Raw genomic sequence first — 14,605 nt, forward strand, 5'->3', positions numbered from 1 at the left:
ATGATAAAAGAAGTATATATAACCGAAACAAATTGTATTACACCTATTGGGTTTGATGTGACTACTAATGTGACAAACATTGGTAATGCCGTTTCCGGTATTCAATTGCACAATGAGCCTAAGTTGTTAGATGCACCATTTTATGCTTCTATTATTAATGATGAAGATTTAGATTTGGCTTTCGCCAAAGTGACTTCGGCAAAGAGTTATTCCAGATTAGAAAAAATGATGATTTTGGCTTTAGAACCAATCATTAAAAAGTCCAAAGTTGTTTTGAATGAACGAACGGCTTTCATTCTTTCTACCACAAAAGGAAATGTTACGGCTTTAGAAAACGAAAATATAGATTCAGCCTATTTACATCAATTGGCTAAAACGATAGCTGATTTTTTTGCATTTAAGACAGAACCTATAGTGGTTTCTAATGCATGTGTATCTGGGGTATTAGCGGTTTCGGTGGCTAAAAGATTAATTCAGGCAGATGCATATGATAATGCATTTTTAGTGGCTGGAGATGAAGTTTCGAAGTTTGTTTTATCGGGATTCAATTCTTTTCAGGCAATGAGTGATTTGCCATGTAAACCGTATTCAATAAATAGAACAGGAGTAACCTTAGGAGAAGCTGCAGCTGCGGTTTTGGTTTCTTCGAATAAAGATAATGCCAAAGTAAAAGTTATAGGAGATGGTTCCATTAATGATGCGAATCATATTTCCGGACCATCCAGAACAGGAGAAGGACTTTTTAGAAGTATTCAGAATGCTTTGGCGGAAGCCCAAATGAACAGTAATCAAGTTGATTATATTTCGGCACATGGTACTGCAACTCCTTTTAATGACGAAATGGAAGCCATAGCTCTAAACAGGTTAGGGCTTGAAAATGTACCATTAAACAGTCTGAAAGGATTTTATGGACATACATTGGGTGCTTCTGGATTGTTGGAGACCGTTATTGGGATTCAATCGGTAGAAGAGAGTAAATTGTTTGTTTCATTAGGTTTTGATACCATTGGAGTAAGTCAGCCTATTCGTGTTATAGAAAAAAATGAGGATAAAAATATTCAGTTTTTTCTAAAAACAGCATCGGGTTTTGGAGGTTGTAATACCGCGGTTTTATTCGAAAAAGTAAACTAATGGAAGCAAACAAAACCTATATAAAATCCTTTTGCAGCATTCAGAACAACAAAGTTTCACTGAATGGAGAAGTTGTTTTTAGCACTGAACCAACTGTGTTTTCTGATTTTTCAAAGAAAACATACCAGCATTTGGAAATGAATTATCCCAAGTTTTTTAAAATGGATAATTTAAGTAAATTGGCTTTCTTGGGGGCAGAACTACTTTTGCAAACAGAAGGTGATACCACAAAAGAAAATAATACAGCACTAGTATTTGCCAACAAATCGTCAAGTTTGGATACGGATGTAAAATATCAAAATTCAATTTCGGATTCAGGGAATTATTACCCAAGTCCAGCGGTTTTTGTCTATACGCTGCCTAATATTTGTTTAGGGGAAATTAGTATTAAGCATCAACTAAAAAGCGAAAATTCTTTTTTTATATTTGCCGACTACAACCCTGAATTTATGGAGAAATACTCCAATATTCTTTTGCAAACCCAAAAGGCAGATAAAGTCTTATGCGGTTGGGTTGAATATTGCAATGAAGACTATAAAGCCTTTCTGTATCTGATAGATAAGCAAGGAGAATTAGAACACGATCAAGAATTATTAAAAAAACTATACAATCAATAATTATGGAAGGATTAAAAGAAGAATTAAAAAGTAAAATCATTGAAGTTTTAAACTTAGAAGATATAGCAATAGCTGATATAAATAATGACGATGCCTTATTTGGTGACGGATTAGGACTTGATTCTATTGATGCATTAGAGCTTATTGTAATGCTGGATAAAGATTACGGAATTAAATTAGTTGATCCAAAAGAAGGAAAAACTATTTTTAGGTCAATAGATACTATGGCTGCCTATATCAATGAAAATAGAACTAAGTAATTTTAGATTTTAGAGTGTAGATTTTAGATTTTTTAGATTTCTAGAGTTTAAACATTTTCTAAAAAAGAAGAATATGTAATCCAGTCATCTAAAAATCTATCAATCCAAAAAGTTAAAATGAAAAAAGGAGTTGCCATAACAGGAATGGGTATTATTTCTTCAATCGGGAATTCGGTTGAGGAGAATTGCAACGCATTACTGAATAATCAGGTAGGAATTACAACTATCGAAAATATAGCGACGGTACATGTAGATGTGATTAAGGTTGGAGAAATTAAGAAAACCAATCAAGAGTTAATTGATGAATTGCAATTAGAAAAAGACAATAATTTTTCAAGAACGGCTTTGTTGGGCACAATTGCTGCCAAACAAGCTGTGAAGAATGCAGGAATAACTTCGATTAATGAATACAGGACAGGATTGATTTCGGCTACCAGTGTGGGCGGAATGGATATGACTGAGCGCTACTATTACGAATATTTTGATAATCCCGAAGTCGTAAAATACATTAGCAGTCATAATGCCAGTGATATTACCGATAAAATGGCGCATGAATTGGGGTTAAAGGGAATGGTAACTACCATTAGTACAGCTTGTTCATCTGCTGCAAACGCAATTATGCTGGGTGCCCGATTGATAAAATCTGGCAAACTGGATCGTGTTATTGTAGGAGGAACGGATGCTTTGTCTAAGTTTACTATAAATGGTTTTAAAACGCTTATGATTTTGTCCGATGATTATAATAAACCATTTGACAATGATAGAACCGGTTTGAATCTTGGTGAAGCTGCCGCTTATTTGGTTTTGGAATCAGATGAATTAGTCAAAAAAGAAAATAAAAAAGTGTTGGCACGAGTTTCCGGTTACGGAAATGCGAATGATGCTTTTCATCAAACGGCTTCTTCAGAAAATGGCGACGGTGCTTTCCTGGCAATGGAAAAAGCTTTTAAAATAGCGCAATTGCAACCAGAACAAATTGATTATATCAATGTTCACGGTACTGCAACTCCCAATAACGATTTGTCTGAAGGTAGAGCGATAGCCCGATTGTTTGGCGAAAGTAAAGCCCCGGATTTCAGTTCGACTAAACCTTTTACAGGGCATACTTTGGCTGCTGCGGCTGCTATTGAAGCAGTTTACAGCGTATTAGCCATTCAGAATAATGTGGTTTTCCCAAATTTGAATTTTAAAACACCAATGGAAGAATTTAATTTGGTGCCACAAACGACTTTAAAACATAAAAATATAGAACACGTACTTTCTAATTCTTTTGGATTTGGAGGGAATTGTTCGACACTTATATTTTCTAAAAGCGAATAGTACCTTATATGAAAAAGACATATATAAATGGATTAGGTTGCATTTCGGCTCAAAAAACGTTTGATTCTATTTTTTTGGAAGAAGCAGAATTGAACGTGAATGATACTATTCTTGCATTAGAGAAGCCTGTTTATAAAGACTTTATTCCACCTGCAGCTATTAGGAGAATGGCAAAAGGTGTCAAAAACGGAATTGTTGCTTCGACTCTTGCTTTGAGAGAAGCGCAACTTGAAACCGTAGACGCCATTATTACAGGAACAGGAATGGGATGTATAGAAGATTCTGAGAAGTTTTTGAAAGCCATATTAGATAATGGGGAACAATTCCTGACGCCAACTTCATTCATCCAGTCAACACACAATACTGTAGGAGGACAAATCGCTTTGGGCTTACAATGCAAAGCCTATAATTTGACCTATGTAAACGGATCAGTTTCTTTTGAGTCGGCTCTTTTTGATGCCAAAATGATGATTGAAGAAGGAGATGCTTCTAGAATATTGGTTGGAGGAATTGATGAAACTGCAGATTATACCATAGCACTATTCAAATTGGCTGGGTTTATAAAAAAAGAAAATCAAAGTCCATATTCTATTCTAGAGTCAACAACCAATGGAGTTGTTTTTGGAGAGGGAGCTACTTTTTTTGTTTTAGAAAATGAAATAAAAGAGAATACGTTTGCTGAAATTTTGGATATAGAAATCTTTAATAAACTGGAAACGGATGAAGTAGAAAATAGAATTACAAATTTTCTAGCTTCAAATGATTTGAAAGTTACAGATATCGATGCTGTTTTGTTGGGGTATAACGGGGATGTTGATTCTGATTTGTACTATAAAAACCTATCAAATAATACTTTTCTAAACACACCACAAGTATACTACAAACATTTGAGTGGAGAGTATGATACTGCTTCGGCATTTGGATTATGGCTGGGTGCCAAAATTATCCAGACTCAAAATATTCCCGATATTGTAAAGATAAATGCATTAGAAAGTCAATCTTATAAAACTGTTCTTCTATACAATCAACGCAACGGAGTTGATCATAGTTTCACTTTAATTTCAAGCTGTTGAAGCATAAAATAGCAACATTTTTTTTTATTTCGGTTCTAACGCTACTCACTCTAGTAAGTTTTTTTGTAGTTGTAGAAATCAAGTATTTTGTGCTGATTGCTATTTTATGGTTTTTAGTTGTTTTTTGGGGATCAGCTTATATAGCATCCAATTATCATGTAACAGCCTACTGTAACAATCCATTAGAAAAAGAAAAAAAAATTGCCCTTACATTTGATGATGGACCGCATGAAATGACAACTCCGGTTTTGGAGATCTTACGGCAGTATAATGCGAAAGCTACTTTTTTTTGCATTGGGAAAAATATTGAATCGCATCCTGATATTTTAAAAAAAATAACAGAAGAGGGGCATACCGTAGGGAATCATTCCTATAGTCATTCTCCTTTTTTTGATTTTTATAGAAAAAAGCAAGTCATTACCGAAATTGAACAAACAGATGCTTTAATTGAATCAGTTTCAGGAAAGAAACCAATATTATTCAGACCGCCTTATGGGGTAACAAATCCTTCCATCCGAAGAGCATTAGCGGTTACCAAACACAAAACGATTGGTTGGAATATTAGATCATTAGATGGAGGAACCAAAAATGAGAAATTTATTTTTGGTAGAATTATAAAAAGAATTAAACCCGGAGGAATCGTACTTTTGCACGATACATCCATCCAGACGGTAAATGTATTAGAACAGTTGTTGTCATTTTTACACAAAAATAATTATAGAGTTGTTCCTTTAGAAGAACTTCTGAATATAAAAGCTTATGAGGATTAAATATTTTCTATTACTGATTTTTTTGAACGTTTCCCTTTTTAAATCTTTGGCTCAAGAACAAAAAATGAGCGAAAATGAGATTACTGCATTCAAACAATCGGTTGCACAGGTGTCTAAGAAAATCAAGACATTGAGCACTGATTTTGTTCAATACAAGCATCTTGATTTTTTATCAAAAGATATTGAAACCTCCGGAAAAATGGTTTTCAAAGAACCCAATTTATTGCTTTGGCAATACAAAAAGCCATACAGTTATTCCATAGTTTTCAAAAACGGAAAAATACTGATTAATGACGAAGGAAAGAAAAGCTCTGTAGATATTGGAAATAGTAAATTGTTTGGAAAAATAAATAAGTTGATTGTGGGGAGTGTAAGCGGAGATTTATTTGATGATAAGGAATTTTCTATTTCATACTTTAAAAACAAAGACCAAAATATCACCAAATTTATTCCGAAAGATGCAGCTCTTAAAAAGTACATCAAGCAAATCGAATTGACTTTTGATAAAACAGATGCTACCGTTGTTCAGGTTAAATTATTGGAATCATCTGCAGATTTTACCCGAATTGTATTAAAAAACAAAGTAATCAATGCCAAAGTCGATGAAGCTTCTTTTACGAATTAGTAGCGTTCTAATTCTTGTTTTTGCGTCATGTGCCACGAATAATATAGTAAAGGATTATAAAACAGTTCCTTTAGAAAAAAAGACCTTGGAGGTGGCTTATTTCTCTGATCCAACAATTGATTATGTTTATAAAGCCAATATCTCGGTTTATGGCAATGAGTTAACAGGTATTTTTATTGCTAAGAAAATAAATGACACGACACATAGAGTTGTATTTACCACGGAATTTGGAAATAAACTCTTGGATTTTGAAATTTCTGAAACTGATTTCAAAGTCAATTTTATTTTAGAAGAGTTGGATAGAAAAATGCTGATAAACACTTTAGTAACTGATTTTAGATTGCTTTTGCGAAGTCATTATGACATTATTAACCAATATGAGAATAATGAGAATACAGTTTATGAGGCATTAGATAAGAGTAAAATAAATTATCTTTTCATTTCAAAACCATCCAATAAATTAAGTCAAATTGTACATTCTTCTAAAAGAAAAGAAAAAATAAAGCTCTTTTTTACTGCTAAAAATAATATTTTTGCTGAAAATATTGTGATTCAGCATCAGAATATAAAGCTAAAAATTGAATTAAATTATTTTAACGAACAAGCTAATTAACCATTATGGAATGAGCATGATTCTAAAATTGGTTGTATGCACCAATGAAAACATGTTAATTACATAATAACCAATAAAAAATAATAAATACCTACTATATGAAATTTAATAAGCAAATAAGCAAAGGAATACTGATTTTACTTTTATCATTTTTTGGAATACTACAAGCACAGGCTCAGGTAAGTTTTAGACCAGGATTGAGAGCGGGTGCCAATTTTAGTCATTTTACAAAAGGAGGTGATTACTATTATTATAATCCTAATGGTTCAATTCAGAGTGGTCCTAATGTTCATTATGATACCAAAACAGATTTTTACATTGGTTTTTATGGCGCCTTGAAACTGTCTAAATATTATACTTTGCAACCGGAGATTGACTATTCATCTCAAGGTTCAGAATATAGATCATCAACCAATAGTGCTAAGTTTGACGTAGATTATTTGTCTTTTGAGGTTTTGAATAAATTTACCTTTGGTAATCAGTTTAATCTGCATTTTGGTCCAACTCTTGATTTTGTAGTAAATAAAAATTTCAATACAGATGCAAATGTCGATATGGCTTTTGTTTTGGGAGCTGGAATTAACATAACACGTAATTTTGGAATAGAGGGAAGAGTTAAAAAAGGAATTATTCCAGTACTTGATTTTAATGATAATCATACCAATGTGGTATTTTCTCTTGGAGCAACTTATACTTTTGACGTAAAATAAAGCTATGTTATTAAAAGATTTTTATACAATAAGTTCATTAGAAAATACAGCCGAGTCTAAGTATAAGGCAATGATTTTGATTAATGAAGAGCATGAGGTTTTTAAGGGACATTTTCCTGGAAACCCAATAATGCCGGGAGTTTGCATGATGCAAATTATAAAAGAACTGACTGAGCAAATTACAGAGAGCACATTGTTTTTGCAGTCTTTGTCGAATGTAAAATTCATGGCATTGATTAATCCGTTTCAAACACCGGAATTGCGATTAGAATTAGAGATTTCTACAACAGAGGATAACTTGGTTAAAGTTAAAAATGTTAGCTATTTTGATGAAACTGTTGCTTTGAAATTAAGTAGTGTTTATAGAAAAGTTTAGTCCAAGAATGTAGTAAATTTTTAAGATTCTACCAAAAATTGGATAGGTACAATTCTTAAACATCAAAATAAAAAAATATAAACTAACCATTAAGAAATTAAGTTTATTAAACCATAACACTTAATGAGACCTTAAAGTCAGCTTGTTTATTAGGTGAATAAAAAAAAACAGACTTAATAATCTTAATTCCTTAATGGTAAAATGATTTTAATTTAGTCCCAATGAAAACTACTTTTTTAGCTCTTTTATTATTTCTTTTGAGTGATCCTTCTATTACTGAAGTTAGGAAATTATATGCATCTGCCAGCGGTTCTGAAAGTAACGCCAAAGAATTTGCTTCAAAATTAAGCGAGGTTACCAAAGAGGATAATAAAACATTAGTGGCTTACAAGGGAGCTTCTATGACAATAGTTTCAAGGTTAGAAAAAAAGGGGGCAGATAAGTCTAAGAAATTCAAGGAAGGATCAAGCCTAATTGAGTATGCTGTAGCCAATGAGCCTAATGCTATCGAAATAAGGATGATTCGATTGAGTGTTCAGGAAAATGTCCCAAAAATTGTTAACTATAGAGCGAACAAAAAAGAAGATGCTAAGTTTTTATTAGATCATTATAAGGAACAAACAGGTGCTTTAAAAACGTATATTGGTAATTTTATAGTACAGTCAAAAAGTTTTACAGCGACCGAAAAGCAGTTGGTCAAATAATTATAAGAACAAATGAGTACAAGCTTTCTGGAAACAGCGCGTATGGATCAATTTAAAATTTGTGTTATTGTGCCTACGTACAATAATCACAAGACTTTAAAGCGCGTTTTAGATTCGGTTTTGCACTATACTCCAAATGTTATTGTGGTAAATGATGGTTCTACAGATAGCACTGCTCAAATTCTGGAAGCGTATTCACATTTAGTTCAAATTCATCATTCCAAGAATGCCGGAAAAGGAATGGCGATACGTAATGGATTCAAAAAGGCATTAGATTTAAATTATGAATATGCCATTACAATAGATTCTGATGGGCAACATTTTGCCTCAGATATCCCCACTTTTATTGCAGCTTTAGAAACGGATGCAGACGTACTCTTAATCGGAAGCCGAAATATGACTCAGGAAAATGTTCCCAAAAAAAGTAGTTTTGGGAATAAATTTTCTAATTTTTGGTTTTGGTTTGAAACCGGAAACAAGCTCGAAGACACCCAATCAGGGTTTAGATTGTATCCTTTGCAAAAAATACCAGCAAGTTATTTTACCAAAAAATTTGAGTTTGAAATAGAAGTTATTGTACGATCTGCCTGGAAGGATATTCCGGTAAAGAACATTCCCGTTCAGGTTTTGTATGATCCGGAAGAGCGAGTTTCCCATTTTAGACCTTTCAAGGATTTTACGAGAATTAGTATTCTAAATACCGTTTTGGTAACTATTGCCTTGTTTTATATAAAACCGAGAAAGTTTATTCTAAAACTAAAAAAAAAAGGACTTAAGAAATTTTTCCTCGAGAATGTATTAGAAAGTAATGATTCGAATGCGCGAAAGTCATTTTCGATTGCATTAGGAGTTTTTATAGGGATTTGCCCTTTTTGGGGTTTTCAAACCATTCTTGTTTTATTTTTAGCCGTTTTATTAAAGCTGAATAAAGCTATTGCTTTTGCCTTTTCTAATGTAAGTTTTCCGCCCTTTATCCCTTTTATCATTTATGGGTCACTAAAAATAGGAAGCTATTTTATCACTAGTGATAAACCGTTGATTTTGAGTATGGATATGACTCTGGCGGATATTCAAAAAAACATGATGCAATATCTAGTCGGAAGTTTTATTTTAGCGGCATTTATGGCTATTCTATTTGGTCTTACAGCTTATTTGTTACTTACTTTGGCAAGTAATTTAAAACATAAAAAATAGCGGGATGCACAAAAAAATATTCGCTTTATATTCATTCATGACTAAAAATAAATTCCTTTCGATAGGAGTAGCGATTGCTATGGTTCTATTTTTAGGATTCTTTGCTTTTAGAATTTCATTTCAGGAGAATATAAACCAGTTAATCCCTTCCAATGATCAATCTGGAGTAACTTCGAAAGTATTGGATCAGGTTAATTTTGCAGATAAAATTACTATTATACTTTCTACTAAAGAGATTGGTTCGCCAGAGGATTTGACAGAATATGCCAATGCTTTTATCGATAGCTTAGATGCCAATTGCAAACCTTATGTAGCTAAAGTACAAGGAAAGATTGAAGAAGAAAATATTCAGGAAACTTTTGATTTTGTGTATGCCAATTTGCCTCTTTTTTTAGATCAAAAGGATTATGCATTAATAGAAAGTAAACTGCAAAAGGACAGTATTGCCAGTAGTGTTGCAGCTGATTATAAATCTTTGATTTCTCCTACGGGGCTGGTTTCTAAAGATTTTATTCTTCAGGATCCGCTTGGGATTTCGTTTATTGCCTTAAAGAAAATGCAACAGCTTAGCGTTGGTGATGATTTTGCGATAGAAAACGGATTCATATTAACCAAGGACAAGAAGAATCTATTACTTTTTGTAACGCCCAAATTGGCTACGAATGAAACGGATAAGAATACATTGTTTATCAGTAATCTGGATAAAATCAAAACAAATCTGAATCAGCAATTCAGAGGAAAAGTGAGTATGGATTATTTTGGTGCTACACCTGTAGCAGTTGCTAATGCCACTCAAATCAAAGCCGATGTACAAAACACCTCTATTTTTGCAGGAGTTATACTGATTTTGATTCTTGCTTTTTTCTACAGAAGTATGCTAACGCCAATAATTATTTTTATACCATCTCTGCTTGGAGCACTTTTTGCTTTGGCCGTTTTGTATTTCTGCAAAGGTAGTATATCAGCTATTTCATTGGGAATTAGTTCTATTTTATTGGGAGAAACAACTGACTATTCTATTTATGTTCTAACACATTTGAGGAGTAATAGAAATGTAAAATTACTGTACAAAGACATCACAAAACCTTTGTTGCTTTGTGGTATTACTACATCTATTACTTTTTTATGCTTGTTTTTAATTAAGTCAGAAGCTTTACAGGATTTAGGGATTTTTGCAGCATTGAGTGTGGTGTCAACATCTGTTTTCTCATTGGTTTTAATACCGGTTTTATATAAAGCAAATGCTAAGATATTTGTTCCAAAGACGAATATTATTGATGAACTAGGAGGGTATTCCTATCATAAAAATAAATTTTTGGTAGGTTCAATGTTGTTATTGTTATTGGTATCGCTTTTTACATATTCTAAGGTTACTTTTAATAATGATCTTTCGGCTTTAAATTATATGACGCCCAAATTAAAAATGGCTGAGAAGCAATTAGATCATATAGCCAACAATGATTCGTCTAAATCTATTTATTTAGCCACTTATGGAAAAAGTTATGACGAAGTCATAGCAAATAATAATGCTCTTTTTGAGACATTGGAAAAGGATAAAAAAACAAAAGGAATTTTGAATTTTAGTTCTATAGGGGGAATTGTTTTTTCTGCAGAAGTTCAAAAACAAAAAATTCAGGAATGGAATACTTTTTGGAATTCCCAAAGAAAAACAAATCTGACTCAAACGTTAATAAGCGAAGGAAATCAATATGGGTTCAAAGCCTCTACTTTCTCCGGTTTTTATGAATTGCTGGATAAAAAGTTTAATCCAATAGCGATTGATGATTACCTAAAAGTAAAATCTTTTTTCATAGATGAATTTTTAGCTCAAAAAAACGGATTTTACACGATTTCTACCTTGGTAAAGGTGAGTAAAGAAAAAAGAGATGTTTTTGTAAATCAGATAAAAAAGCAAACTAATTTGGTGGTTATTGATAGACAGCAAACCAATGAAACTTTTTTGAAAACGCTAAAAACAAATTTTGAAGATTTAGTAGACTATTCTTTTATAGCAGTATTTTTTGTGCTGTTATTTGCTTTTAGAAAAATAGACTTGGCAATCATAAGTATTATCCCGGTACTAATAAGTTGGATTTTTACCACCGGACTTATGGGAATGTTTGGTTTACAATTTAATGTGGTCAACATCATTGTTTGTACTTTGATTTTTGGGATAGGAGTAGACTACAGTATCTTTATGACTTCGGCATTGCAAAAGAAATATACTTTTGGGAAAAACGAATTGCCAAGCTATAGAACCTCTATTTTACTGTCGGTGGCAACTACAATTCTAGGAATTGGAGTGCTTATTTTCGCGAAGCATCCAGCCCTAAAATCCATATCTTTAATAGCTATTATCGGGATATTTTCGACATTGATGCTTACCTTTATTTTACAACCCTTAGTATTTAACTTTTTCGTTATTAATAGGGTAAAAAAAGGGAAAGCACCATTTGAAATCAGACGACTCTTGCATTCTGTTCTTTGTTTTACCTACTTTGGGTTGGGCGGTTTTTTACTGTCAATTCTGAGTGTGGTTTTGATGAAAATTATGCCTATTTCTAAAAAGATAAAATTTAAAGTTTTTCATTTTGTCTTATCAAAGTTTATGCATTCGGTCTTAGTGCCTTATCCTTCCTTAAAACGAAAAATAATAAATACTTCTAACGAAACCTTTGATAAACCAGCAGTAATTATTGCTAATCATAGCTCCTTTCTGGATATTTTAGCCATTGGGATGTTGAGTCCAAAAATCATTTTCTTGGTTAGTGATTGGGTATATAATTCGCCAGTTTTTGGAAAAGCAGTTCGTTTGGCAGGGTTTTATCCGGTTTCCAGCGGAATGGATAATGGAGTGGAACATTTACGAACTAAAGTAGAGGAAGGATATTCTATTATGGTTTTTCCGGAAGGCACACGATCTCAGGATAATTCTATAAAGCGTTTTCATAAAGGAGCATTTTTTCTGGCAAAGGAATTGGATTTGGATATCGTTCCAATAATTATTCATGGATATTCAGAGGTTTTACCTAAAGGTGATTTCATCATTAATGGGGGAACCACTACAGTAACTATTTTGGATAGGATTATGAATGATAATGCCGATTTTGGAATTGATTTAGGAGAACGTACCAAAAAGATAAGTACTTTCTTTAAATTGCAGTACAAAAAGATGCGCTTGGATTTAGAAGGTCCAGATTATTTCAAGGCAAAACTCATAAACAGTTTTGCGTTCAAAGAAACGCAAGTCTTGCAGGCAGTAAAAAAAGACATAAAACAACATCTAGAAGTATACTATAGTTTGAATAAACAGATTGATCCTAAAGCCAAAATATTGCATCTAGCCAATGATTATGGTCAGTTGGATGTATTGCTTGCTTTGCAGGAGCCGCAAAGAAAGATTGATTCACTAATTGTTCTTGAGGAAAATCGTGCTGTTGCCAAAACCAATTATATAGTAAATAAAAGAAAGATTCATTATTTGGATCCAACAGATGCAATTATTCCGAAGAAATACGATGTAGTTTTGATTACGAACAAAAACGGATCAAATGATTTGGAAGCGATTTGCAATTTGGCAGAAACGGTTATTTTATTGAATACTGAAAATTTAAAAGAAACCGTATTGAGTTATGGATTTGATGTAGGGACTGCTATAGAAAGTTTGATCGTAGTAAAGAAGAAGACACAATGAAAAAGAGCTATGATGTCGTAATAGTAGGAAGCGGACTAGGCGGACTTGTCTCAGCCATTATTTTGGCAAAAGAAGGCTATAGCGTTTGTGTTTTGGAAAAGAACAATCAATATGGTGGGAATTTGCAAACTTTTGTGCGTGACAAAACCATTTTCGATACCGGAATCCATTATATTGGTGGGTTGAGCGAAGGTCAGAATCTTTATAAGTATTTCAAATACATCGGAATTATGGATGGCCTAAACCTGAAAAAATTAGATGAAGATGGATTTGATATGGTCTCTTTTGGAGACGAAAACAATGAATTTCCTTATGCGCAGGGGTATGAGAATTTTACAAATCAACTGACAAAATATTTCCCAGAGGAAAGAGAGGCAATTCAAAATTATTGCCAAGCAATAATAGATACTTGCGATTCTTTTCCGCTTTATAATTTGCGATCAGAAGGGCAATATGACAACGCCATTTTATCAATAAATGCCAAAGAGTTTATCGATGGATTGACTGAGGATAAAATGTTGCAATCCGTACTTGCGGGAACCAATTTCTTGTATGCCGGAATTGGGGATAAATCACCTTTCTATGTGCATGCATTATCTGTGAATACTTATATACAAAGTGCTTGGCGATGCATTAATGGCGGAAGCCAAATAACCAAATTGTTATTGAAACAGCTCAAATTGCACGGAGGTGTTGTTTATAAATACAAAGAAGTGCATCAGTTAGTCGTAGAAAATAATGTTGTTACCTCTGCAAAGATGAAAGATGGTACAAGTGTTTCGGCTAAGTATTTTGTGTCTAATGTAGATCCAAAAGCCACTTTGCAAATGGCAGGGGAGAACAATTTTAGAAAGGCCTTTGTAAACAGAATTTCAAGTTTAGAGGGAGGAGTTTCAGCATTCAGTTTATATATAGTTTTCAAACCCAAAACTTTTAAATACTTAAACCGGAATTACTACCATTTCGGAAATCGTAGTGATGTATGGACTGCAAATGATTATACCGAAGAAACATGGCCAAAAGCATTTATGGCTTCTATGAATGCTTCTAAAAAAGGAGATATTTGGGCAGAGGGCATGACTTTTATTACATACATGAAATTTGCCGATTTAGAGCCTTGGGAGAAAACCCATAACACAGTAGCAAATGAAAGTGATAGAGGCGAAAGTTATGAAGCTTTTAAAGCCCGAAAAACGGCTCGTTTCCTAGAAGAAATAGAGCTTAAATTTCCGGGGATCAAAGAATGTATCAAGTCAGTTCATACATCTACACCCTTATCCTACAGAGATTACATAGGCGGTTACAAGGGGAATATGTATGGTTATGAAAAGGATTCCAATAATCCGATGAAAACATTTATAGCTTCTAAAACAAAGTTGGATAATCTTTTTCTAACGGGGCAAAGTGTCAATATGCACGGTGTTTTAGGAGTAACAATTGGAGCAATAGTTACTTGTTCCGAAATTTTAGGCAAAGAGTATTTGGTAAATAAAATCAATCAGAATACCAATTGAGAAC

General features: G+C 33.1%; 14 protein-coding genes. All 14 read left to right on the forward strand.

Features of this window, described 5'->3' with window-relative positions:
- The gene (locus tag OZP08_RS11365; protein ID WP_281321866.1) at positions 1–1,131 is read left to right on the forward strand and encodes a beta-ketoacyl-[acyl-carrier-protein] synthase family protein; all 1,131 of its coding nucleotides are present in this window, start codon (positions 1–3) and stop codon (positions 1,129–1,131) included.
- Positions 1,131–1,748 carry a 3-oxoacyl-ACP synthase gene (locus OZP08_RS11370; protein ID WP_281321867.1) on the forward strand — a complete coding sequence of 206 codons (618 nt, stop codon included), beginning with the start codon at positions 1,131–1,133 and terminating at the stop codon, positions 1,746–1,748. The genes OZP08_RS11365 and OZP08_RS11370 overlap by 1 nt, the downstream gene beginning before the upstream one ends.
- A 2-nt stretch (positions 1,749–1,750) precedes the next feature.
- Positions 1,751–2,008, forward strand: coding sequence for a phosphopantetheine-binding protein (locus OZP08_RS11375; RefSeq protein WP_268846204.1), 258 nt, complete (start codon positions 1,751–1,753; stop codon positions 2,006–2,008).
- 117 nt (positions 2,009–2,125) lie between these two features.
- Positions 2,126–3,328 carry a beta-ketoacyl-[acyl-carrier-protein] synthase family protein gene (locus tag OZP08_RS11380; protein ID WP_281321868.1) on the forward strand — a complete coding sequence of 401 codons (1,203 nt, stop codon included), beginning with the start codon at positions 2,126–2,128 and terminating at the stop codon, positions 3,326–3,328.
- Between the two features lie 8 nt (positions 3,329–3,336).
- Positions 3,337–4,401 carry a beta-ketoacyl synthase N-terminal-like domain-containing protein gene (locus OZP08_RS11385; protein ID WP_281321869.1) on the forward strand — a complete coding sequence of 355 codons (1,065 nt, stop codon included), beginning with the start codon at positions 3,337–3,339 and terminating at the stop codon, positions 4,399–4,401.
- Positions 4,398–5,171: a polysaccharide deacetylase family protein gene (locus OZP08_RS11390; RefSeq protein ID WP_281321870.1), complete on the forward strand. Its 774-nt coding sequence runs from the start codon at positions 4,398–4,400 to the stop codon at positions 5,169–5,171. The genes OZP08_RS11385 and OZP08_RS11390 overlap by 4 nt, the downstream gene beginning before the upstream one ends.
- Positions 5,161–5,796, forward strand: coding sequence for a flexirubin biosynthesis/transport protein LolA2 (lolA2, locus tag OZP08_RS11395; RefSeq protein WP_281321871.1), 636 nt, complete (start codon positions 5,161–5,163; stop codon positions 5,794–5,796). Before OZP08_RS11390 ends, lolA2 begins: the two co-directional genes overlap by 11 nt.
- Positions 5,774–6,409, forward strand: coding sequence for a flexirubin biosynthesis protein LolB2 (lolB2, locus tag OZP08_RS11400; RefSeq protein ID WP_268846205.1), 636 nt, complete (start codon positions 5,774–5,776; stop codon positions 6,407–6,409). Before lolA2 ends, lolB2 begins: the two co-directional genes overlap by 23 nt.
- A gap of 98 nt (positions 6,410–6,507) precedes the next feature.
- Positions 6,508–7,119: an outer membrane beta-barrel protein gene (locus tag OZP08_RS11405; RefSeq protein ID WP_281321872.1), complete on the forward strand. Its 612-nt coding sequence runs from the start codon at positions 6,508–6,510 to the stop codon at positions 7,117–7,119.
- A 4-nt stretch (positions 7,120–7,123) separates the two neighbouring features.
- Positions 7,124–7,495 (forward strand): ApeI family dehydratase, encoded by a 372-nt coding sequence (locus OZP08_RS11410; protein WP_268846207.1) that lies wholly within the window; start codon positions 7,124–7,126, stop codon positions 7,493–7,495.
- A 221-nt stretch (positions 7,496–7,716) separates the two neighbouring features.
- Entirely contained in the window at positions 7,717–8,199 is a 483-nt protein-coding gene (locus tag OZP08_RS11415; RefSeq protein ID WP_281321873.1) for a hypothetical protein, read from the forward strand.
- A gap of 12 nt (positions 8,200–8,211) precedes the next feature.
- Complete coding sequence (locus tag OZP08_RS11420; protein WP_281321874.1) at positions 8,212–9,393, forward strand: DUF2062 domain-containing protein; 1,182 nt, start codon at positions 8,212–8,214, stop codon at positions 9,391–9,393.
- Positions 9,394–9,397: 4 nt separating this feature from the next.
- The gene (locus OZP08_RS11425) at positions 9,398–13,087 is read left to right on the forward strand and encodes an MMPL family transporter (RefSeq protein WP_268846211.1); all 3,690 of its coding nucleotides are present in this window, start codon (positions 9,398–9,400) and stop codon (positions 13,085–13,087) included.
- Positions 13,084–14,601: a phytoene desaturase family protein gene (locus OZP08_RS11430; protein WP_268846212.1), complete on the forward strand. Its 1,518-nt coding sequence runs from the start codon at positions 13,084–13,086 to the stop codon at positions 14,599–14,601. Before OZP08_RS11425 ends, OZP08_RS11430 begins: the two co-directional genes overlap by 4 nt.
- Positions 14,602–14,605: the final 4 nt, after the last annotated feature.

The organism is Flavobacterium aestivum, assembly GCF_026870175.2.
Classification (GTDB): Bacteria; Bacteroidota; Bacteroidia; order Flavobacteriales; family Flavobacteriaceae; genus Flavobacterium; species Flavobacterium aestivum.